Annotated in this window: 16 protein-coding genes and 1 pseudogene; 9 read left to right on the forward strand and 8 right to left on the reverse strand. The window is 70.1% G+C overall.

The features are described from left to right. Window positions 1-64 precede the first annotated feature (64 nt). The 6 genes from O2L52_RS17780 to O2L52_RS17805 form a co-directional block, all read right to left on the reverse strand. Complete coding sequence (locus O2L52_RS17780) at window positions 65-889, reverse strand: potassium channel family protein (RefSeq protein WP_270117148.1); 825 nt, start codon at window positions 887-889, stop codon at window positions 65-67. Between the two features lie 255 nt (window positions 890-1,144). After that, the gene (locus O2L52_RS17785; protein WP_270117149.1) at window positions 1,145-3,439 is read right to left on the reverse strand and encodes an AAA family ATPase; all 2,295 of its coding nucleotides are present in this window, start codon (window positions 3,437-3,439) and stop codon (window positions 1,145-1,147) included. A 102-nt stretch (window positions 3,440-3,541) separates the two neighbouring features. Then, a complete protein-coding gene (locus tag O2L52_RS17790) occupies window positions 3,542-3,742 on the reverse strand; it encodes a hypothetical protein (protein WP_270117150.1) in 201 nt (66 codons plus the stop codon). A gap of 127 nt (window positions 3,743-3,869) precedes the next feature. After that, window positions 3,870-5,774, reverse strand: a complete 1,905-nt coding sequence (locus O2L52_RS17795) for a right-handed parallel beta-helix repeat-containing protein (protein ID WP_270117151.1) — start codon at window positions 5,772-5,774, stop codon at window positions 3,870-3,872. A 378-nt stretch (window positions 5,775-6,152) separates the two neighbouring features. Further along, window positions 6,153-7,778: a chaperonin GroEL gene (gene groL / locus O2L52_RS17800; RefSeq protein ID WP_270117152.1), complete on the reverse strand. Its 1,626-nt coding sequence runs from the start codon at window positions 7,776-7,778 to the stop codon at window positions 6,153-6,155. 337 nt (window positions 7,779-8,115) lie between these two features. Beyond that, on the reverse strand, window positions 8,116-9,069 hold the full coding sequence (locus tag O2L52_RS17805) for a hypothetical protein (protein ID WP_270117153.1): 954 nt from the start codon (window positions 9,067-9,069) through the stop codon (window positions 8,116-8,118). A 176-nt stretch (window positions 9,070-9,245) separates the two neighbouring features. Between O2L52_RS17805 and O2L52_RS17810 the strand changes: the two genes are divergently transcribed. Further along, the gene (locus O2L52_RS17810; protein WP_270117154.1) at window positions 9,246-10,808 is read left to right on the forward strand and encodes a peptide MFS transporter; all 1,563 of its coding nucleotides are present in this window, start codon (window positions 9,246-9,248) and stop codon (window positions 10,806-10,808) included. Here the strand turns inward: O2L52_RS17810 and O2L52_RS17815 are convergent. Further along, window positions 10,805-12,499, reverse strand: a complete 1,695-nt coding sequence (locus O2L52_RS17815; RefSeq protein WP_270117155.1) for a metallophosphoesterase — start codon at window positions 12,497-12,499, stop codon at window positions 10,805-10,807. The genes O2L52_RS17810 and O2L52_RS17815 overlap by 4 nt on opposite strands. An 85-nt stretch (window positions 12,500-12,584) precedes the next feature. Between O2L52_RS17815 and O2L52_RS17820 the strand changes: the two genes are divergently transcribed. Then, window positions 12,585-13,058 (forward strand): GNAT family N-acetyltransferase, encoded by a 474-nt coding sequence (locus tag O2L52_RS17820; RefSeq protein ID WP_270117156.1) that lies wholly within the window; start codon window positions 12,585-12,587, stop codon window positions 13,056-13,058. Window positions 13,059-13,291: 233 nt separating this feature from the next. Here the strand turns inward: O2L52_RS17820 and O2L52_RS17825 are convergent. Further along, a pseudogene (locus O2L52_RS17825) lies at window positions 13,292-13,756 on the reverse strand (low temperature requirement protein A); the annotation flags it as partial. Window positions 13,757-14,165: 409 nt separating this feature from the next. Here O2L52_RS17825 and O2L52_RS17830 point away from each other — a divergent pair. The 7 genes from O2L52_RS17830 (at window position 14,166) to O2L52_RS17860 (ending at window position 21,703) form a co-directional block, all read left to right on the forward strand. After that, entirely contained in the window at window positions 14,166-14,504 is a 339-nt protein-coding gene (locus O2L52_RS17830) for a YbaB/EbfC family nucleoid-associated protein (protein WP_270117158.1), read from the forward strand. A 101-nt stretch (window positions 14,505-14,605) separates the two neighbouring features. Then, the gene (gene recR, locus O2L52_RS17835) at window positions 14,606-15,202 is read left to right on the forward strand and encodes a recombination mediator RecR (RefSeq protein ID WP_309299853.1); all 597 of its coding nucleotides are present in this window, start codon (window positions 14,606-14,608) and stop codon (window positions 15,200-15,202) included. A 678-nt stretch (window positions 15,203-15,880) separates the two neighbouring features. Next, a complete protein-coding gene (locus tag O2L52_RS17840; RefSeq protein ID WP_270117160.1) occupies window positions 15,881-17,566 on the forward strand; it encodes an ABC transporter substrate-binding protein in 1,686 nt (561 codons plus the stop codon). Window positions 17,567-17,587: 21 nt separating this feature from the next. Further along, window positions 17,588-18,595 carry an ABC transporter permease gene (locus O2L52_RS17845; protein WP_270117161.1) on the forward strand — a complete coding sequence of 336 codons (1,008 nt, stop codon included), beginning with the start codon at window positions 17,588-17,590 and terminating at the stop codon, window positions 18,593-18,595. Then, a complete protein-coding gene (locus O2L52_RS17850) occupies window positions 18,592-19,554 on the forward strand; it encodes an ABC transporter permease (RefSeq protein WP_270117162.1) in 963 nt (320 codons plus the stop codon). The genes O2L52_RS17845 and O2L52_RS17850 overlap by 4 nt, the downstream gene beginning before the upstream one ends. After that, complete coding sequence (locus O2L52_RS17855; RefSeq protein ID WP_270117163.1) at window positions 19,554-20,645, forward strand: ABC transporter ATP-binding protein; 1,092 nt, start codon at window positions 19,554-19,556, stop codon at window positions 20,643-20,645. The genes O2L52_RS17850 and O2L52_RS17855 overlap by 1 nt, the downstream gene beginning before the upstream one ends. After that, window positions 20,642-21,703: an ABC transporter ATP-binding protein gene (locus O2L52_RS17860; protein ID WP_270117164.1), complete on the forward strand. Its 1,062-nt coding sequence runs from the start codon at window positions 20,642-20,644 to the stop codon at window positions 21,701-21,703. The genes O2L52_RS17855 and O2L52_RS17860 overlap by 4 nt, the downstream gene beginning before the upstream one ends. Window positions 21,704-21,823: the final 120 nt, after the last annotated feature.

Consider the following 21,823-nt stretch of genomic DNA (forward strand, 5'->3'; position numbering starts at 1 on the left):
CGGGCATGCCAACGGCGGCTGAACATTTCAGGCGCGACCGTCCACTGGGGTTCGCGGGTGCCGGTCAGTCCGCATGCGCCGCTGCGCTGCTCGGGCGCTGCGCCGGGAGGTCGGTCCCGGGGTGCGGCGGCGCGAGGGCGGCGTGGATCTCGGCGAGCTGGCGCTCCATGCGCTCCATGCGGGTGCGCAGCTCGACGAACTCGGCGCGTTCGGTGGTCTCCTCGGCGGCCGAGACGCGGTCGACGAACCAGGATGCGAGCGAACCGCTCACGAGGCCGACCAGGCCGATCGCCGCGAACATCAGGAACGCCGCGATCGCCTTGCCCTCCACGGTCTGGGGCACCATGTCCCCGTAGCCCACCGTGGTCGCCGTGACGATCGACCACCACAGGGCGTCGCCGAAGTCGGCGACCTGGGTGTCGGGGGCGTGCCGCTCGGCGTCGAGGATCGCCAGGCTGGAGACCAGCAGGATCATCCCGGTCACGGTGACGACGTAGAAGACGGCCTGGAAGCGCTTCGAGGCCTCCGCGTGGCGGCGGAAGACCTCCGCCAGCAGCACGACGATCCGCACGACCCGCAGCGGGCGCAGCATCGGGAGCAGCACCATGACGAGATCGAGCGGGTGCGAGTAGACGAAGCGGAACCGGTTCCCCCGGCCCGCCATCGCGAGCCGGACGGCGAAGTCCGCCCCGTACACCGCCCACACCAGGGCGTAGACCGCGGTCGCGGCCGTGCCGACCCACGCCGGCAGCCCCGGGTAGAGGATCGGGACCGCGTACGCGACCAGGAACAGCAGGGCGAGGGCGAACAGCGGCAGGTTGGTCGCGCGCTCCCAGGCGGTCAACTGGGGAGGCCAGCGGTGGTCGGATTGCATCGCGGTGCCGGGCATGCGTTGAGGCTATCGACTCGCGGACGCGAATGCACGACACGCCGTTCGCGCGCTACCGCTCATGAACCGAACGTTCCCGGGGTCGATCCGGACTGCGCTGCAGCGAACTCGCCCACTCCTCGGCGGCCCCGGACGCATCGAAGTGGCGCATCACGGCCTCCGTGGCTTCCTCAACGCGGCGGCGATGCTCGGCGTCGGCAGTGAGGTCGGAGGCGTCGCCGCCGACGGCCGTCTGACGTCCTCGCTGCACTCGCCTCAGCCTTCGCGGTTGTGGGCGTAGTTCTCCAGGTACTCGAGCTGCTCGGGGTCGAGGCTGGGGCGGACGCGCTCCATCGCCTGGGCCACATGGGAGGCGGTGACGATGCTGGCGTCCAGGGACTCGCGCATCGCGGTGAGCGCGGCCTCGCGCACGAGCGCGGCGCAGTCCGCGGCCGAGTAGAGCCACAGCTCGTCGGCGACCTCGTCGAGGTTCACGTCGTCGGCGAACGGCACGTTCTTGGCGTTGGCGCGCAGGATGTCCGCGCGGCCGACCGCGTCCGGCGGGGGCACGTAGACGAGGCGTTCGAGGCGGCCGGGGCGCAGCAGCGCCGGGTCGATCATGTCGGGCCGGTTCGTCGCGCCCACGACCACGACGTCGCGCAGGGACTCGGCGCCGTCGAGTTCGGTGAGGAGCGCGGCGACCACGCGGTCGGCGGTGCCGCCGTCGGTCCCGCCGCCGCGCACCGGCGCGAGGGCGTCGAGCTCGTCGAAGAACATCAGGGTCGGGCTGGCCTGGCGGGCGCGGCGGAACAGCTCCCGCACGTTCTTCTCCGACTCCCCCACCCACTTGTTGAGCAGCTCGGATCCCTTGACGCTGAGCACGTTCGCGTGCCCTTCGCCGGCGACCGCTCGCACGATGTAGGTCTTGCCGCAGCCGGGCGGCCCGTACAGGAGGATGCCGCGGGGGGCCTCGATGCCCAGGCGTGTGAACGCGTCCGGGTACGTCAAGGGCCAGAGCACGGTCTCGGTGAGGGTCTGCTTGAGGTCCTCCATGCCGCCGACGTCGGCGAGGGTGAGCCCGCCGAGCTCGACAGAGTCGCCGGACATGCTCGTGGGCCGCACCGATTCGAGCGCGCCGTCGAAGTCCGTTCCTTGCAGGGCGGTCGCGCCGCCCGCCTTGGCGCGCATGGCGGCCCGCACGCCGGCCTCGCGGACCAAGACGGCGAGGTCGGAGGCCACATAGCCGGGCGCGCGGTGCGCGACGGCCTCGAGCTTCACGTCCTCGGCCACCTTCATGCCGCGCGTGTAGTAGACGAGGAGGTCGCGGCGGGCGTCGGCGTCCGGCATCGGGACGACGACCTCGTGCTCGAGGCGCGAGCGCAGCGCGGTGTCGACGTCCTCGACGCGCGCGGTCGTGCACACCACCGCGTGCTCGCCCGCTTCGGCGAGGACCTCGTCGCAGAGCTGGGTGAACATGGTGCCCAACGGGGTCCGCTTCCCGGCCGGGGCGATCGCCTCGACCCCGCGCACCAGGAGCACGCCGGGGACGGCGAGCGCGGCGACGGCGGCGCGGAGCCGGTCGGCCGCCGCATTCGCTTCGAGCGCCGCCAGGTCGTGGCCGGAGACCTCGCTGACGCGGGCGCCGACGGCGGCCGCGACCGAGCGGGTCACGGTGGCCTTCCCGGCGCCCGAGGGGCCCGAGACGAGCACGCCGAGCGCCATGTCGGTGCCCACCACCTTCAGGACCTCGCGGTGGTTGAAGCCGAGGTCGAGCAGTTCGCGCAGCTCCTCGGCGGGAATCTTGGCCCCGGCGAGCTCCTCGTAGGGGATCGGCGCGATGCCGGGCTGGGCTTCGGGAGGCGCGGTGACGCGGCCCTGCGGTTCGGTGCGCGGGCGGGTCGCGGCGGCCTCGCCGCCGGAGTACGACGCGGGCATCGGCGCGCGGGCGCGGCCCAGGTTCGCGACCCGGCCGGACTCCAGCGGCAGGTCGATCGCGGCGGGGGCGTCGTGCTCCCACTCCACGCGCGTATCCGAGGTGATCATCGCGCCGCTCGCCGGGCTGGCCTCGACCACGTTGAGCACCATGGTGGTCCAGCCGATGCCCAGCGTGTTGTTGAGGGTGCGGCGGGTCGCGGCGACGATGTCGCGCTGCCCGTCCCCCAGCTCGATCGGCAGGAGCGACACGTCGTCGCCCTCGCCCACGACCTTCGACAGGAGCGCCAGGCGCAGCGTGTCGGGGTCGACCACGGCCACCGCCGACGCCGGGCCGGAGAGCACCACGCGGTCGGCCGCGGCGAGGTCGACGGGCGAGAGCCGCACCGGGTCGCCGTCGCGCGCACCGATGTTCCCCAAGGTCAGGTCGTCGGCGTAGAGGGCGCGCCGGGACGCGTAACGGTCGGCGGCCAGCGCGATCGCGGCCGTCGTGCGCCGCCCGGTCAGCTCGACCGCGTCGCCGGCGCGGAGGCCGAGCGCGGTGAGGGCTTCGGGGTGGAGGCGCACGATGCCGCGGCGGGCGTCGAGCCCGGCCTTGGCGCGGGTCGCTGTCAAAGTGAGGGAACCAGAGTCGGTCACGCCGCCCAGCCTATTACGGTCCGGCCGCCCACGGCGACGCTCACAGTGCGCCAGTCTTGCCACACCGGCAACTCGGGCGCAGTGCGCGGGTTTCGGGGACGGCTACTCCTCGGCCGGGGCGAGGTCCATGCGGTAGACCTGGCGGCCGTCCTCGAGCAGGACGGCGACCGTGGCGCCCTGGTCGGCGAACTCGCGCCACCGCTCGCCCAGCCACGACTCCGCGTCGCCCTGGCTGCCCAGGTCGCTGTCCGGAGTGTCGATCGCGTTGCCTTCGGCGTCTTCGAGAGTCCAGGTCCAAGTCATGGCACAACAGTACGTGATCGGCCCCTGCCGCGATTGCCGAGCCGTGGCGCCGAACCGGACCGGAAACGTGTCGCGGGGCGAGCGGTCTGCGGTCTGCGGTCTGCGGTCTGCGGTCTGCGGTCTGCGGTCACCAGTCGAAGCGGTCGTGGGCCGGCGCGGTCACCGGGGTGCGCTCGACCGGGATCGGCTCCTCCTCGCGGCGGCGCGGACCGAGCGCCAGGCTCAGCGCGACCAATGTCCACAAGGGCAGCAGCGCGGCCCAGATCCAGGCCGGGGCGACCGGCACGAACGGGAGCGTCCAGACCGCGCGGTCGACCGCGTCGAGCACGGCGACGGCACCGATGAGACCCGTGAACAACCCGAAGAACACCATGCCGCACTGCCGCCAGGACCGCCCGGCGAGCAGCCAGCCGAAGCCCCACAGGCCGGTCGCCAGCGCCTCGTAGTCGGCCCGGCCCGACCAGACGGCGAGCACGAGGAGCAGCCCTCCCGCGCCGGTCGCCATGGCGGAGAACGTCATCCGGCCCGCCCGCGGCGGGTCGTCGGTGCGGGCGGCGGCGAGCCACCCGGCGCCGGTGAGGAACAGGAGCGAGGCGGCGAAGACCACGACGGCCTGGAACTCGAGCCGGTCGGTGAAGCGCGCGCCGAACCAGTCGCAGCCGTCGGGCAGTTCCTCAGTCCTGTCGACACCGCAGACCGCGACTTTCAGCGTCTTCATCGGATCACCGGCGATGCGCGACGGCTGCAAGGTCGCATCGCAGTCGGGGAGGACTGCGGGTGACGACCGGAAGGCGCCGGGCTCGTCGAAGCAGAGGTCGGTTCCGGTTCCGTCCCACCACAGGTCGACCCGGTTGCGTTGACGCTGGCCGTCCTCGCGAATGCCGAAGGTGTTGCCGGAGAAGGTGTTCTGGTCGCCCGAAGCCTGGAAGTCGGTGCCGGTCCCGCCCCAGGCGGCGATCGCGGCGGTCTGCTGGTCCCAGATGCGGTTGCCGGTCGCGGTCAGCTTGTCGGATTCGGCGACGAGGAGGCCGACCCCCGCGGGCACGGCGAAGTCGGGGCAGAGGACTTCGCCCCAGGCGCGCTCGTCGAGGGGCGCTCGGCAGGCGGCCGTGCCGAGGTGGTCGTAGTGGTCGGTGTTGTTGCCGTATATGAGGTTGTCGGCGACGTCGACTCCGGGGATCTCGGGTCTTGCGCCGGTATGTTCGACGGCGATCCCGGTCGTGTTGCCGTGCAGGCGGTTCCCGGCGATGCGGCCGGTCGCGCTCGAGCCCCAGTACCAGACGCCGACTGTGTTCCCGGTGGCCTCGCAGCCGCTGACGTCGGCGTCGGACTCCTCGATGAGGATGCCCGCGGTGTCGGCGGACTCTGCTCGGCAGTCGGTGAGCACCACCGCGCGGGACCCTGAGAGGTGGATGCCGGCGCCGCCGCTCTGGACCGCGGCGACCGCTTCGACGGTCGCGCCCCACGAGAGGAGGCCCAGGGCCTTCTCGCGGGCCTGTCCGAGGGTGAACCCTTTGAGGTACAGGCCGGGCGCGCCGTCGACTTCCATGACCGTGTCGAGTGCGAAGCGGCCGGAGAGGAGGACGTCTTCGGGGCCGTCGCCGCGGCCTTCGATCTGGAGGTTCTCGAGGTCCTCGGGGACGCGCGCGGGCTCGTCGAGCGTGTAGTCGCCGGGGAGGATGAGCACGCGCATGCCGGGTTCGGACTGCGCGAGCGCGGCGGGGAGCGAAGGGAACCCACTGTCCTGGCACTCCTCGTAGAGGCGTTCGTTCTCGAGGCGGCGCAGGTACTCCACGCCCTCGTTCCGTGCCGCGAACGCTTCGGGGTCGGCAGGGCAGACGAGGAGGTAGGGGCCGTCCTCGCGGTACACGGGCGGTTCGATGGTGCGCTCGTAGACGGGGACGTCGGGATAGGGAAGCACGTCGACGCGGCCCTGGGCGGCCAGGAGGCCGCTCAACCCTATGCCCGCGAAGGCGATCAGGACGAAGACGGCCATCGCGAGGCGGTGCTGGGGGCGGGGCGCGGGGGGCACGGGCTCAGGGTAACGCGGGCGGCACGCGATGTGAAGGGGCGGAATGCGCTGGCGCGCAGCCGGTTCGGCCCCTCCGCGCGCTCCGGGCAGTCCCCCGCCCTCCCAGGGGGGCGTCCCCGGTTCAATCTTCTCGCCGGGGTCTGACAGAAAACCGTCGTTCTTACCGTCGTAAGGAAATCTGTCACTCGAAAGAGTGCCGACGGCGGCGAAAAGCGCGGCATACCGTCCTTGGAAGGGGCGGTATGCCGCGCTTGCGCAGCGGACTACGCCGTCTGCACTGGCAGCCAGTACAGAGAAAGGGAGAACCACTCACAATACAGTGAGCGGTTCTCCCTTGCAGTACTCAGTCGGCCTGAGTGGGCAACCCGGAAGGGCTGCTTACATCATGCCGCCCATGCCGCCCATGTCGGGCGCGCCGCCTGCGGATTCCTTCTCCGGGGCGTCGGCGACGACGGCCTCGGTGGTGAGGAACAGCGCGGCGATCGACGCGGCGTTCTGCAGCGCCGAGCGGGTGACCTTGGTCGGGTCGGGGATGCCCGCGGCGAGCATGTCCACGTACTCGCCGGTCGCGGCGTTCAGGCCGTGGCCGGTGGGCAGGTTGCGGACCTTCTCCACCACGACGCCGCCTTCGAGGCCGGCGTTCTCGGCGATGGCGCGCAGCGGCGCACCGAGCGAGCGGCGCACGATCTCGACACCGATGGCCTCGTCGCCGTCCGCCTCGATCTTGTCGAAGGCGATCGCGCCGGCCTGGGCCAGCGCGGTGCCGCCGCCGGCGAGGATGCCCTCTTCGACGGCAGCCTTGGCGTTGCGCACGGCGTCTTCGACGCGGTGCTTGCGCTCCTTGAGCTCGACCTCGGTGGCCGCGCCGACCTTGATGACGGCCACGCCGCCGGCGAGGCGCGCCAGGCGCTCCTGCAGCTTCTCGCGGTCGTAGTCGGAGTCGGAGTTCTCGATCTCGGCGCGGATCTGGTTGATCCGGCCCTGGATCGCCTCTTCCTCGCCGCCGCCGTCGACGATGATGGTGTCGTCCTTGGTGATGACGACCTTGCGGGCCTGGCCCAGCAGGGACAGGTCGGTGTTCTCGAGCTTGAGGCCGATCTCCTCGGAGATGACCTGGCCGCCGGTGAGGATGGCGATGTCGCCGAGCATGGCCTTGCGGCGGTCGCCGAAGCCGGGGGCCTTGACGGCGGCCGACTTGAAGATGCCGCGGATCTTGTTCACGACGAGGGTCGGGAGGGCTTCGCCGTCCACGTCCTCGGCGATGATCAGGAGCGGCTTGCCGGTCTGGGTGACCTTCTCCAGGGTCGGGAGCAGGTCCTTGACCGCGGAGATCTTCTGGTTGGCCACGAGGATGTACGGCTCTTCGAGCACGGCCTCCATGCGGTCCTGGTCGGTCACGAAGTAACCGGACAGGTAGCCCTTGTCGAAGCGCATGCCTTCGGTGAGCTCGAGGTCGAGGCCGAAGGTGTTCGACTCCTCGACGGTGATGACGCCTTCCTTGCCGACCTTCTCCATCGCCTCGGCGATGATGGCGCCGACGGTGACGTCGCCCGCGGAGATCGAAGCGGTGCTGGCGATCTGCTCCTCGGTCTCGACCTCGGTGGAGGTGGACTGGAGGTGCTCCACGACGGCGGCGACGGCCTTCTCGATGCCCTTCTTGATGGCGATCGGGTTGGCGCCGGCGGCTACCGAGCGGAGGCCTTCCTTGACGAGGGCCTGGGCCAGCACGGTGGCGGTGGTGGTGCCGTCGCCCGCGACGTCGTCGGTCTTCTTGGCGACTTCCTTGACCAGTTCGGCGCCGATGCGCTCGTACGGGTCTTCGAGCTCGATCTCCTTGGCGACGGACACGCCGTCGTTGGTGATCGTCGGGGCGCCCCACTTCTTGTCGAGCACCACGTTGCGGCCCTTCGGGCCGAGGGTCACCTTGACGGCTTCAGCGAGGGTGTTCATGCCTCGCTCGAGCCCGCGGCGAGCCTCCTCGTCGAATGCGATCATCTTCGCCATGGTCGATGGCTTCCTTTCGGATAACGTTCGTGGTCGACGGTGAGGCGGCATCCCCGCGACGGTGAGCCTGTGAAGGCTCGACCACCTCATCGCGTTCTTAGCGTTCTTTAGCACTCGCCAGCTGCGAGTGCCAGCTCCAGGTATAGCACTCTCGCCTTGAGAGTGCCAATCCGGGGCGTGAATCAAGTGGTGAAAAGCAGCCTCGGCGACGCCTGCGAGCCGCGAACGAGCGGCCTCAGTGACGTTTGCGAGCCGTACATGAGCAGCCTCGGGAATGCTTGCAACCCGCAGATGGGCAGAGAGGCCCGGGCGTGCGCCCGGGCCTCGGTGGTGCGTTCTACGGATTCGGCGGCGGCGGGGGCGGGACCGGGTGGCCCGGCTCGCCGGGTTCGGCCGGGTCGACGGCGACGCCCGCGGCCTCCGCGGAGAGCGAGGTGGCCGAGACGGATTCGGCGCGCCCGCGCAGCCACGCGTACGCGCACAGGGACGCGGCGAGGATCCAGATCATCGGGACGAGCAGGAGCAGCGCCATGACCGCCTCGGTGAGGACGGTGAGCACGGTGGCGAGCCAGGACGCGAAGACGGCGTGCCAGACGCCGGCCAGGAGGAGGCCGACGAGCGAGATGATGAGGTTCGCGGCGACGGCGACGAGTACGACGATGACGATGCGGCCCAGGGCGGGCCAGAACGCCGAGTGCGTCAGCTGGATCGAGCGGGCGTAGGGGCTGCGGCGGGCCTCGAAGACGGCGGCGGGGGCCATGAGGCTGAGCGCGAAGATCGCCCACAGCCCGGGCAGGATGCAGAGGACGAGGCCGACGGCGATGGTGATCCAGGCGAGCAGGAGCCACAGGAAGAACCGGCCGCCGCGCTTGAACCCGAAGGAGAAGGCCTCGCCGAGGGCGAGGAAGCCGCCGGCCGCTTCGGCGGCGGCGGTGCGGACGGCGCCGAGGACGGCCGAACCGGAGACGTAGAGGACGGCGAGGGAGAGGATCGCGCCGATCACGCCGACGGCGACACCGGGGTTGTACTCGCGGACGATGGTGCCCCAGTCGGTCTGGGTGACGTCGATGTCGGGGGTGCGCACGGTGCTGTTGAACGCGCCCAGGATCCAGCGCGGCAGGACGACGCCGATGAGGAGGATGAGGCCGACGGTGCGCCAGGAGCGCTGCACGACGTCCATCGACGCATGCCACCAGCCCTCGAACGTGTCGGTCACCAGGGGGTCGCCGCCGGAGAAGCGGCCCGAGGGCTCGCCGCCCTGCCCCGCATTCCAGTATGGATCGTCGCTCATACGCCGGATCCTAAGGCAATGAACGGTGCATATCAGACAAACGGCTGCAACGCATCCGTTCGGGGATGACACGTTCGCGCATTCCCCTGCCCGGCCGCCCCCGAGCCACTACGGTACGCAGGTATCGGTGCACGTCGCGCCGGAAGAAGCCACCGCCGAGCACACCGGGAGCGCCGATGTCCCACCGCGAGATGCGTCCCGTCGGCCGCGAGAAGACCTTCTTCGGGCATCCCCGAGGCCTCGCCGTCCTCTTCGGCACCGAGATGTGGGAGCGGTTCAGCTTCTACGGCCTGCAGGGCATCCTCCTCACGTTCCTCGTCGCCGACACGGCGCAGAACGGCCTCGGCCTCTCCGACACCGTCGCCGTCCCGATCGCCTCGCTCTACTCCGGCCTCGTGTACCTGACGGCGCTGCCCGGCGGCTGGCTGGCCGACCGCATCCTCGGGCCCCGCCGCGCCGTCCTCATCGGCGGCATCATCATCATGGCCGGCCACATCTCCATGGCCATCCCCCTCGAGAACCCCGCGATGGTGTTCTTCGGCCTGTTCCTCGTCGTCGCCGGCTCGGGCCTGCTGAAGCCGAACATCTCGGTGATGGTCGGCAAGCTCTACGACGGCGACACCGACGCCCGCCGCGACGCCGGGTTCTCCGTGTTCTACATGGGCATCAACCTCGGCGCGTTCCTCGGCATCCTCATCACCCCGTACCTGGCCGGCGACGACCGCTGGCACCTCGGCTTCGGCGCCGCCGCGGTCGGGATGGCCCTCGGCCTCCTCTGGTACGTGCGCGGCTGGCCGCGCCTGTCGAACGCCGGCATCGGCCCCGCCCGCCCGCTCAACGCGGCCGAGAAGCGGAAGACCACCAAGATCGTCGTCATCGCACTGGTCATCGCGACCGTCGCGATCACGATCTGGGCCTGGACCGGGACGCTCACCCTCTCGACCGTGCCGACCGTGGTCACGGGCCTGTCGATCGTCGCCGCAGTCTGGTACTTCGTCTACATCTTCGGCGAGGCCAAGGACATCACGCCCGCCGAGAAGGCCGGGCTGCGCGCCTACGTGGGCCTGTTCATCGCCTCGGTCGTGTTCTGGATGCTGTACCTCCAGATGGGCTCCGTGCTCACCGCGTTCGCAGCCAACTCGGTCGACCTCGACTCGTGGGGCTTCCACCTGCCCGCCGGCGGCGTCCAGAACTTCAACTCGATCTTCATCCTGATCTTCTCCCCGATCTTCGGCGTCATCTGGCTGAAGGCCGGCACCCGCTTCGGGACGGCGTACAAGTTCGCGGTCGGCGTGTTCCTCACCGGCTTCTCGTACGTGTTCCTCGGCTGGCTCCAGACCCGCGCCGACGACGGCGTGCTCGTCGCCCTCGGCTGGATGGCCTGGGTGTACCTGCTGCTCACCTTCGGTGAACTGTGCGTCTCGCCCGTAGGATTGAGCGTCACCACGCAGCTCGCGCCGCCGAGCCTCAAGGGCCAGATGATGGGCGTGTGGTTCCTCGGCCCCGCGGTGGGCACGCCGCTCGGCGGGCAGGCGTTCGCGTTCCTCGTGCCGAGGGTCGGTGAAGCCGCGTTCTTCTACATCCTCGCCGGCATCGCGATCCTCACCGCCGTCATCCTCGCGATCTGCGGACCCGCCATCCACCGGCTCATGGGCCGCGGCGGGCACGGCCCCGACGCGGTCCTCGAGACACCGCCCGAACCCGAGTTCGGACGCGGCCCCGACGTGCGCGGGGACTAACCCGACTTGAACCACTCGCCGGCCTGGGCCACCAAGCGGCGCACCGGACTCGGCGGCGGCAGCTCGGTGCTGCGCGGCCCCGGATGCAGCGCCGCGAACCCCGGCTCGATGAGCCGCGGCTTCAGCGGCTCCACCGGCTTGATGAACGAATCCGTCGGCGCCCCGTCGGGATCGGCGACCCAGCGGCGCGACACGCGGTCGAGGCCGATCGGGTACACCGTGACCCCGTCAGCGGCGACCCTGATCCGCAGGAAGCACTTCTGGTCGATCACCGACATCCCCGCGAACAGCTCGTTCGCGTTGACCCCCAAGCGGTTCGCCACCACCAGGTAGAGGCCGACCAGCCAGGTGCCGACGAGCCCGGCCACCGGCAGGTACACCACGTACGTCCACAGGCTCACGTCGTCGAACATCTTTATCGCCTGGGCCCCGCCCCACGACAACGCCACCTGCGCCAGACCGTGCAGGCCGCCGAGCACGTAATGGCGCGACGTGCGGCTCCCCTGCCCCGGGTGCGCGAAACCGACCCCGGCCCCCAGCAGCACCGCCGTCACCGCCACGAACGTGCCCGTGCCCTCCAGAATGGACACCGTCGCGATGAGGCCCACCACCGCCATGAGCGCCACGAAGCCCTTGTTGAACCACGGCAGGCGCGCGAAGATTCCGAACGCGTACCCCATCGACTTCGCCTTCGACGGATACGCCTGCGTCAACTTGTAGTCCCGCTCGCGCGCATCCGGCTCCGGCACCGACTTGCGCGGCGCCGTCAACTCCTCCGGCAGCGTGTGCGTCGGCGACAGGTACGCGCCGCCGCCACCGGCAGTCACCAGGTGCCGCGACCCGTCGATCTCCTCGTAATGCGCGTAATGGTGCCGGTCGCCCGTGACCACCAGCGGCACCCGCGCGCCCCGCGCCGCCACCACGTCCCGGATGAAATGGTCGATCCGGTCGAACGAACGCGGATCGTCCTCCGTCCACAGCCACGACGGCTGCGGCACGCACAGGATCACCTGGTCCCCCTGGCGCATCCGCTCCGCCGCATGCCGGAAGTACTCGATCTGCGTCTGGTCCAGATGCGTGTCGAACTGGGCGTCCACCGCGAACAGCCACCAGCGGTGCGGCAGCTCCAACGCGAAATAGGAGCGCTTCTGGTACGTCCGGTACCCGCCCACCTTCCGGCCCTCGGTGAACTGCCGCGCGAACGCGGTCAAACCGTCGAACCAGTCGTGGTTCCCCGGGATCGCGTACAGCGACACCGGATGGCCGGGGTTCGCCGCCTCGTACGGGCCCTTCATCCGCTGCTCGTACTCGAGCCAGTCCCCCGCCGGGTACACCTCGTCGCCGCCCATGATCAGCACCGACCCGCGCGGCAGCCGTTCGACCGCGCCGTCCGCGCCCTTGACCTCGACATGGTCCTGCGCCATCAGATACGCGACCGAATACGTGGCGTTGAAACCGTCCCCCACGTCCGCCACGTAATCGAGCCACAACTCGTCGGTGTCCGCATGGTTGTACACCCCCTGCGGGCGACCGCCGATGATCTCGCGCTTGTCCACATAGCCGCCGAACACCCGCGCGAGCCCGAACCGCATGCTCGTATCGAGCAGCGTGCGCGGCGACAGCCAGCGCACCGGCCCCTGCGGCCGGAAGCGGAGCTGCTCGGGACTGAGGTCCTTGGGGCGGTGGGACATAGACCACATCATGGCACGTTCTGCGCGCCAAGGGAACCCGCGAACGGTCTAGGCGAAGGCCCCGATCCGCCCGTAAGCTCCCGGCATGACGAATGCACGCCACGCCGAGCTCGGCGACATCGACGAGATCATCCGGCTCCGCGAGGTCATGCTCGCGCCCTGGTTCGACATGAGCGACACCGGCTGGAAGCCCGAGACCGCCGCGATCCTCCAGCGCCGCCTCGACGAGCCGAAGCCGACCATGGCCGTCACCGTGGTCGAGGCCCCGGGCGGTTCGGGCGCGCTGGCGTCCTGCGCGACCGGGGTGATCAGCGAGCGGCTGCCGAACCCGGTGAACCCTTCGGGGCGGTACGGCTGGATCTTCAACGTGGTCACCGATCCGCAGTGGCGGGGGCGCGGCTACAGCCGGGCGTGCACGCAGGCGCTCCTGGACTGGTTCGGGGACCAGAGCGTGCACGTCTTGGAGCTACTCGCGTCGCAACAGGGCGAGGGGCTGTACCGGGAGCTCGGGTTCACGGTCTCGGAGGAGCCGGCGATGCGGCTGAACCGGCTGCGCTGACGACTGGTCTCATCCCCCTGCCCCCTGCTCTATCTGCGCGCATTCGACTGTGCGCATTCAATTGTGCGCATTGGTCCGTGCCCACCCATCTGAGGCCACTCAGTCGGGCTCATTCACCTCTGCTCATCCTCGACGTTCATGGACGGCAGGCGGAACCAGCCGGAGGCCGCGAGTGAGAGCAGCAGGAGCACGGCGAGGGCGAGGGCCGCGAGGACGAGGACGGGCAACGCGAACGCGATGAGCGCGAGCACGGCCAGGCAGGCGAGGGCCGCGATCCGTGAGGCGGCGATCCGGCCGGTGGCGGCGCGGGTGAGCACGAGGTCGCCGAGGAGGTAGGCCGCGGGCCCGCCGAGGACGGTGGCGACGGCGGCCGTGTCGGCGGTGTCCCACGGGTGCGCGAGCACGAGCACAGCGCCGATTGCGATGAGGACGGCCCCGGCCGCCATGAGGACGCGCGCGAAAGCGTAGTCGCGGCGCGGAATCTGGGCGCCGTTGCCGCGCTCGGCGTCCGCAGCGCGGGCGGCGAGGTACAGCCGCCAGACGATGACCATGGTCGCGAAGCCGAGCACGAGCCCGGTGACGCCACCCGCGGTGAACTCCAGACCGCCGAGGATCACGACCGCCTCCCCAAAGGCCGCAGCGAAGACGAGCGGAGCACGTCCGGCCAAGCCGTGGCGTCTGAGCGCCCGAAGTGGCACTGCCTCGCCCGCGACACCGGTCCAGCAGAAGCCCCGAAACCCCCAAATTTATCCACAGGCGGTTGACCTGCGCTAATGCTCATTTCGCTTGAAGTTATCCACAGGCGGGAAACTTCTGTTGCTGCCCTACTACCCAACGTGTTGTAGTAGATAGCAAAAACGCCATCGGGCATCAGCGGGATGGCGGCGACAGAAGGGGATTCGCGAACGTCGCCATACCAAGGTCGCGCGCGGCAATCCGGCCGCGCGCGGTCCCCGCCAGATGCCCCGCCCCTCGCTCCCGCGGGAGCACACGCGGGCGGCCGAGCCACCAGCCCGGCCGCCCGCCACAACACGTTTGTCGTCCGCGACGGCTAGGCTGGCGGGACACCTAGGAGACCCGGAGCCGACGGCGAGGAGTGACATGGACATGTTCGCAGGAGGAGACCTGCAGAAGATGCTGCAACAGGCGCAGCAGATGCAGGCCGACATGATGCAGGCCCAGGCCGAGCTGGCCGAGTCCGAGGTCACAGCCTCCGCCGGCGGCGGGCTCGTGAGCGCCACGGTCACCGGCGACGGTGAGCTCAAGGGCGTCAAGATCGACCCGAAGGCGATCGACCCCGAAGACGCCGAGACCCTCGAGGACCTCATCCTCGCCGCGGTCCAGGCCGCCAACGCGGACGCCAAGCGCCTCGCCGCCGAGAAGATGGGCCCGCTGGGGGACGCCCTCGGGGGAATGACCGGCGGCCTCGGCCTGCCCGGGATGTAGACCGGAAGACCTCAGGGCCGCAAGGCCCCGGCGCGTATGCGCCGTTCACCAGCCGCCACCCCCACATTGACCACGAACGAGCCGCAGGAAAAGAGAGATCCTTGTACGACGGGGCTTTGGGCGACCTCATCGAAGAGCTGGGGCAGCTCCCGGGCATTGGGCCGAAGAGCGCCCAGCGGCTCGCCTTCCATCTGCTCGCTTCCGAGAGCGTCGATGTCGAGCGCCTCACTTCCGCGCTCGAGCGGGTCAAGGCCCAGGTGCGCTTCTGCGAGACCTGCGGCAATGTGACCGAGGCCGAGCAGTGCGGCATCTGCAGGGACCCGCGCCGGTCGGAGACGCTCATCTGCGTCGTCGAGGAACCCAAGGACGTGCTCGCGATCGAGCGCACCGGCGAGTTCCGCGGCCGGTACCACGTGCTGGGCGGGGCGATCAACCCGCTGGAGGGCATCGGCCCGGACGACCTGCGCATCCGCCAGCTGATGATCCGTCTCCAAAAGGGAGAGACCAAGGAGCTGATCCTGGCCACGGACCCGAACACCGAGGGCGAGGCGACCGCGACCTACCTGGCGATGCTCATCAAGCCCATGGGGTTCAAGGTGACCCGGCTCGCGAGCGGTCTGCCCGTGGGCGGGGACCTGGAGTACGCGGACGAGGTGACGCTCGGCCGGGCGTTCTCGGGCCGGCGGGACGTCGACTAGACGGCACCGAAAGGGCGGGCGCGAAGGGCCGCGGGTCCCAAGCCCTGGTTCTGGCGTTGCCCCCGCGTTGTGGTTTCGGCGCGGGGTTCGATGGGGCGTTGCAGGTGTAGGTGCGGGGCATGGGGGTGCGGTGCGAGCGCGGCTCGCTCCGGGTTTTCGGGCTCCGGGTTCATCTGTGTGCGGGCCGACTGGTTCCGGGGTCTTGGGTGCGCGGGGTTCGTCGGGGCGTTGCGGGCGAAGGGCATTGGTGTGCGGTGCATGCGCGGTCCGTTCCGGTTTATGGGGCCAGCGGTTGCGGGCCTGAAGGTGCCGAGGTCTGGTGCTCGGACGGGGCGGTGCGCGTCCACCGCGAGCGCGCTCTGGTCCGCCCAGGGCTTCGAAGCCGTTGAGGTCCTGCGGTCGGTAATTGGCAGGTTTGCTCTCCGTTAGGGCCCGTCAGGCGGCGGGTTTTTGGGTTCCGTTGTGGTGCAACGGGATTCACTTCGGTGCGATCCTTACGATTTGGGTAACAATATTCGCCGAAACGGTCACGATCACATAACGCTTAACAGTGGTGTAACTCACCTGCACTTAGGCTGTCTCTACCTCCGAATACCCAACGACCGACGGGTGAGACAACCTATGCGCACGTCCCCAACCCCAATCAGGCGCGCTCTGGCCGCAGCGGCGGGCGCCGCAATGGCCTTGGGCCTGCTCGCCGCCTGCGGCTCCGACGGTGAAAGCGGCGGCGACGCCGACACCGCCGAAGACTTCGACTTCTCGTGTCCTGAACGCACCGACGGCGAACCCGCCGCCGACGCGGCCCGGAACGACTCGCAGCCGTTCGTCTTCGGCACCCCCGGCGACCCGACCAGCCTCGACCCCATCCTCGCCTCCGACGGTGAGACCTTCCGCGTCAACCGCCAGGTCTTCGACACCCTCCTGGACGCCGACTGCACCGACACCGTCCCCGGTCTCGCGGAGTCCTACGAGCAGAACGAGGAAGGCACGGAGTGGACGTTCCACCTGCGTGAGGGCGTGACCTTCCACGACGGGCAGGCCCTCGACGGCGCCGCCGTCTGCAAGAACTTCGAACGCTGGGCGAACTTCAAGGCGGGCTACCAGTCCCCGAACTTCACCTACTACTACTCCTCGGTCTTCGGCGGCTTCGCCGAGAACGACCCGGCCATGGGCATCGAGGCCGAGTCGATCTACAAGGGCTGCGCCGCAGACGGCCTCGACGTCACCATCAGCCTGAGCAAGTACACCTCGAGCTTCCCGGGCGCGTTCACCCTCGAGTCGCTCTCGATCATCAGCCCGGCCTCGATCGACGCCGTCGCCGACGCCGCGATCCCCACGGCCGACTCGCCGCTGCCCGAGTACACCCAGACCGTCGGCACCCTCGCCGGCACCGGGCCCTACAAGCTCGAGAGCTGGGACCACAGCTCGCAAGAGGTCGTGCTCACCCGCAACGACGAGTACTTCGGCGAGCCCGCGAAGGTCAAGACGGTCATCTTCAAGACCATCTCCGACGAGACCGCCCGCCGCCAGGCCCTCGAAGCCGGCGACATCCACGGCTACGACCTCGCCGCCCCGGCCGACGCCCAGTCGCTCCTCGACGCGGGCTACCAGGTCCCCGTCCGCGGCGTCTTCAACCTGCTGTACCTCGCGTACACGCAGAGCCACGCCCCGCTCGAGGACCACGCCGTCCGCGAGGCCCTCTCCTACGCCATCGACCGCGAGCGCATCGTCAACTCCGTGCTCCCGGCCGGCGGCATGGTCGCCACCCAGTTCATGCCCCCGAGCCTCGAGGGGTACTCGGAGGACGTCGCGACCTACGACTACGACGCCGAGAAGGCCAAGCAGATGCTCGCCGACGCGGGCGCGGAAGACCTCAGCATCACCTTCTGCTACCCGACCGACGTGACCCGGCCGTACATGCCGGCCCCGAAGGACATCTTCGACATGATCTCCTCCGACCTGCAGGCCGCGGGAGTCACGGTGGAGGCCAAGCCGATCACGTGGGTCGACTACATCCCGACCACCCGCTCCGGCGAATGCCCGCTGTACCTGCTGGGCTGGACCGGCGACTTCGCCGACCCGTACAACTTCCTCGGCACCTGGTTCGCCACCGAGTCCACCGAATGGGGCTTCGACAACCAGGAGGTCTTCGACGCGATCGCCACGGCCAACACCGAGCCCGACCAGGCCACCCGCGTGGACCTGTGGAAGACCGCGAACGAGGCCGTGATGGAAGAGCTCCCGGGCCTGCCGATCTCGTCCTCGCCGCCGTCGATCGCCTTCGCGCCGGACGTGTACCCGCCGGACGTCTCCCCGCTGACGCGGGAGGACTTCTCGCAGGTCTACTTCACCACCGGTTCCTGACCGGATCGATTACAGCCGAATATGCTGCGCTACACCGTTAAGCGCCTCCTGCAGCTGTCCGTGGCGCTCTTGGGACTCTCGCTCCTGCTGTTCGCGTGGTTCAAAGCCCTTCCGGGCGGACCCGAGAACCGGTTGCTCCCCGAGAACGCCACGGACCAGCAGCGGGAGGCGCTGCGGGCCGCCCTGGGTCTGGACGAGCCGGTCTGGACCCAGTACGGCGAGTTCCTCGCCCGGATCGTCCGCCTCGACTTCGGCTCCTCGCTGTCGAGCGGACGTCCGATCGCGACGGAACTCGCCGAACGCCTGCCCGCCACCGTCGAACTCTCCTTGGCCGCCATGCTCATCGCCGTCGGCCTGGGCATTCCGCTCGGGTACCTCGCGGCGAAGCGCCGCGGCACCTGGGTCGACTTCAGCACCGTCTCCGGCTCGCTCCTGGGCACCTGCATCCCGATCTTCTTCCTCGCCGCCATGCTGAAAGTGGTGTTCGCGCAGGAGCTCGGGTGGCTGCCCACGACGTTCCGCCTCACCGCCGGCGCCGACTTCACCGAAGTGACGGGCCTGCGCGTGTTCGACGGGCTCATCACCGGCGAGCTCGACATCGCCTGGGACGCGGTGCGGCACCTGATCCTGCCCGCGATCGCGCTCTCCTCGATCCCGCTCGCGGTCATCGTCCGCATCACCCGCGCGAGCGTGCTCGACGTGGTCGGCGAGGACTACGTGCGCACCGCGGACGCCAAGGGCCTCAAGCCCGCCACCGTCCGCGGCCGCCACGTGATGCGCAACGCGATGCTCCCCATCGCCACGATCATCGGCCTGCTGCTCGGCAGCCTCTTCGCGGGCGCGGTCCTCACCGAGAGCGTCTTCGCGTTCGGCGGCATCGGCTCGTTCGTCTACCAGGCGACGACCGAGCGGGACTACCCGGCGCTCATGGGCTTCATCCTCGTCATCGCCGTGTTCTACGTGGTCATCAACCTCATCGTGGACCTGTCGTACGGCCTGCTCGACCCGAGAGTGCGGGTGCGCAAATGACCATCGCGAAAATCGAGAAGCTCGACCGGCTCATCGAGGCCACGGCCACCGCCCGGGACGCCAGGACCGGCTCCCTGTGGCGCCAGTCGATCCGCCGGATGCGCCGCTCGCCCATGGCGATCACCGGCGCGGTCATCGTGGGCCTGTTCGTCCTCGTGGCGGTCGTCGGCCCGTGGGTCGCACCGTACGACCCGACGGCGCAGACCTGGGGGCGCGAGGTCTTCCTGAACCGGAACATCTTCCCGGGCCCGCGCCCGGAGAACTGGTTCGGCCTCGACCACCTGGGCCGGGACATGTTCTCCCGCATGATCGTCGGGGCCCGCCAGACGCTGCTCGTCGGCGTCGTGGCCACTTTCATCGGCTTCATCGCGGGCGCGTTCATCGGCGGCATCGCCGCCGCTGCGGGCACCTTCGGCGGACGCTGGGGCGAACGCCTCGAGGCCGTCATCATGCGCGCGGTCGACGTGGCGCTGGCGATCCCGATGCTGCTGCTCGCCTTGAGCGTCGCGGCGCTGCTGGGCCCGTCGCTGCGGACCGTGATGATCGCGGTCGGGGTCGCCCAGATCCCGATCTTCGCGCGGCTCCTGCGCGGCTCGATGCTGGCGCAGGCCCACTCGGACTACGTGCTCGCGGCGATCGCGATCGGCGTCCCGAAGGGACGGATCGTGGTCTCGCACATCCTGCCGAACTCGCTGGGCCCGGTGATCGTGCAGGCGACGCTGGTGCTCGCGACGGCGATCATCGAGGCCGCCGCGCTCTCGTACCTGGGCCTCGGCAACCCCGACCCGGGCAGCGCGGAGTGGGGCACGATGCTCGCCGACGCGCAGCGGTTCCTTTCGGGCGCACCGCAACTGGCGATCTACCCGGCCATCGGCATCATCGTCACGGCGCTCGGCTTCACCCTCCTGGGCGAGGCCATGCGCGAATCGCTCGACCCGAGACTGAGGAGGCAGGAATAGTGGCACTGCTCGAAGTCGAAGACCTGCGGGTCGCCTTCGGGGCGTCCACCGCCGTCGACGGCGTGTCCTTCTCCGTCCCCGAAGGCAAGGTGGTCGGCCTCGTGGGCGAGTCCGGCTGCGGCAAGTCGGTGACGAGCCTGGCGATCATGGGCCTGCTGCCGAAGCGGCGGAACGGTCGCCCCGCGCCGGTCACAGCCAGCCGGCCGGTGACAGTGGAGGCGGCCGACGGCGGCACTGTCGCCGCACCGACCGGTCCGCCGCCTTCGGCGACGGCCGTCGCTCCCGTCCTCAGGCGCCGCGGCAGCGGCGCGGACGTGTCCGGCCGGGCCGTCTTCGACGGCACCGACCTCCTCTCGCTCGCCCCCGCCGCGATGCGCCGCCGCCGCGGCAAGGACCTCGCGATGGTGTTCCAGGACCCGCTGTCGAGCCTCAACCCGGTCGTCCCGATCGGCAGGCAGATCACCGAGGTCCTCGAACGCCACCGGGGCCTCAAGGGCGACAAGGCGTCGAAGGAGGCCGCGAACCTGCTCGACCGCGTCGGCATCCCCGACCCGACCCGGCGCCTCAAGGAGTACCCGCACCAGCTCTCGGGCGGCATGCGCCAGCGCGTGCTCATCGCGATCGCGGTCGCCTGCAATCCGCGGCTCCTGATCGCGGACGAGCCGACCACGGCGCTGGACGTGACGATCCAGGCGCAGATCCTCGAGCTCCTCAAGGACCTCGTGGAGGCCGAGGGCACGGCGCTGCTGATGATCACGCACGACCTCGGCGTCGTGGCCGGGATCTGCGACGAGGTGAACGTGCTCTACTCGGGCCGTGTGGTCGAGTCCGCGCCGGTCCGGGAGCTGTTCGCGGCGCCGACGCACCCGTACACGGTGGGTCTGCTCGGTTCGATTCCGCGGCTTGACCTGCCGATCCATGAGCCGCTGACGCCGATCCGCGGTTCGATCGCGGACGTGATCCGCTGGCACGACGGCTGCGCGTTCGCGCCGCGCTGCGACCGTGTCGCGGCGCCGTGCGTCGCGGGTGAGCCCGCATTGGTCGGGGCCGTGCACGCCCACCGCTGCGTCATGGCCGAGGAGGTCGCATGAGCACTGAGCAGCACGCGGAGCCGCATGTTCCCGCGCAGCGCACTGAGGGTCCGGATTTGTCCACTGCTGCAACGGGTCCGGTTGCGGCACCGCTGCTCGAGGTGGAGGACTTGAAGGTCCACTTCCCGATCCGGCGGGGGATCGTGGTCGAGCGCGTCGTGGGCCATGTCCAGGCGGTCGACGGGGTCGGTCTGAGCATTGACTCGGGCGGCACGTACGGCCTGGTCGGGGAGTCCGGTTGCGGCAAGACGACGTTCGGCCGCGCCGTGCTCCGCCTCGAAGAGCCGACCGGTGGTCGCGTGCGGCTCGGCGGCGACGAGGTGACGGCGATGAAGGGCGAGAAGTTGCGCCGCTTCAGGTCGAAGATGCAGATGGTGTTCCAGGACCCGCTGGGTTCGTTGAATCCTCGGCACAATGTGGACATGCTGCTCTCGGAGCCGTTGAAGGTCCACGGGGTCGGGTCGAAGGCGGAGCGGCGCAAGCTGGCTGTTGAGACGCTGGACGCGGTGGGTCTGCCGAAGTCGGTGCTGGAGCGGTTCCCGCACGAGTTCTCGGGCGGTCAGCGGCAGCGTCTGGGGATCGCGCGGGCGCTGATGCTGCGTCCGGATCTGATCGTGTGCGACGAGCCGGTGAGCGCGCTGGACGTCTCGATCCAGGCGCAGGTGATGAACCTGCTCGATGAGCTGCAGGACGAGTTCGGTCTGACGTATCTGGTGATCGCGCACGACCTCGCGGTGGTGCGTCACCTCTCCGACCGGGTCGGGGTCATGTACCTCGGCAAGCTGGTGGAGGAGGCGGATTCGGAGACCATCTACGAGCATCCGCGGCATCCGTACACGAAGGCGCTGCTTTCGGCGGTGCCGCAGCCTGATCCGGAGGTCGAGGCGAACCGTGAGCGGATCATCTTGAAGGGCGATCTGCCGTCGCCGGCGAATCCGCCGTCGGGTTGCCGTTTCCGCACGCGCTGCCCGTGGGCGGAGGACATCTGCGCTGAGGTGGAGCCGGAGTGGCGTGAGGCGGCGAGCGGTCACAAGGTCGCGTGCCACTTCGATCTGTGATCGAACGGGAGCGCGTTGACCGCTGAGTGAGCGTGAAGGGCGCGGACGGCGCTGCCGTCCCCGCCGTTCGGGGGGGCCCAGGGTATGTACGCGGCGCCCGGGTGGGGGTGAGCACGGGCG

The sequence above is a fragment of the Glycomyces algeriensis genome (assembly GCF_027622855.1).
In the GTDB taxonomy this organism is placed as follows: domain Bacteria; phylum Actinomycetota; class Actinomycetes; order Mycobacteriales; family Micromonosporaceae; genus Glycomyces; species Glycomyces algeriensis.

Bases quoted from the DNA above. Each gene is read 5' to 3' on its own strand.
- O2L52_RS17780 (WP_270117148.1), bottom strand. From the start codon at position 889: ATGCCCGGCACCGCGATGCAATCCGACCACCGCTGGCCTCCCCAGTTG.
- O2L52_RS17790 (WP_270117150.1), bottom strand. From the start codon at position 3,742: ATGACTTGGACCTGGACTCTCGAAGACGCCGAAGGCAACGCGATCGAC.
- groL (WP_270117152.1), bottom strand. From the start codon at position 7,778: ATGGCGAAGATGATCGCATTCGACGAGGAGGCTCGCCGCGGGCTCGAG.
- O2L52_RS17805 (WP_270117153.1), bottom strand. From the start codon at position 9,069: ATGAGCGACGATCCATACTGGAATGCGGGGCAGGGCGGCGAGCCCTCG.
- O2L52_RS17810 (WP_270117154.1), top strand. From the start codon at position 9,246: ATGTCCCACCGCGAGATGCGTCCCGTCGGCCGCGAGAAGACCTTCTTC.
- O2L52_RS17815 (WP_270117155.1), bottom strand. From the start codon at position 12,499: ATGTCCCACCGCCCCAAGGACCTCAGTCCCGAGCAGCTCCGCTTCCGG.
- O2L52_RS17820 (WP_270117156.1), top strand. From the start codon at position 12,585: ATGACGAATGCACGCCACGCCGAGCTCGGCGACATCGACGAGATCATC.
- O2L52_RS17830 (WP_270117158.1), top strand. From the start codon at position 14,166: ATGTTCGCAGGAGGAGACCTGCAGAAGATGCTGCAACAGGCGCAGCAG.
- O2L52_RS17840 (WP_270117160.1), top strand. From the start codon at position 15,881: ATGGCCTTGGGCCTGCTCGCCGCCTGCGGCTCCGACGGTGAAAGCGGC.
- O2L52_RS17845 (WP_270117161.1), top strand. From the start codon at position 17,588: ATGCTGCGCTACACCGTTAAGCGCCTCCTGCAGCTGTCCGTGGCGCTC.
- O2L52_RS17850 (WP_270117162.1), top strand. From the start codon at position 18,592: ATGACCATCGCGAAAATCGAGAAGCTCGACCGGCTCATCGAGGCCACG.
- O2L52_RS17860 (WP_270117164.1), top strand. From the start codon at position 20,642: ATGAGCACTGAGCAGCACGCGGAGCCGCATGTTCCCGCGCAGCGCACT.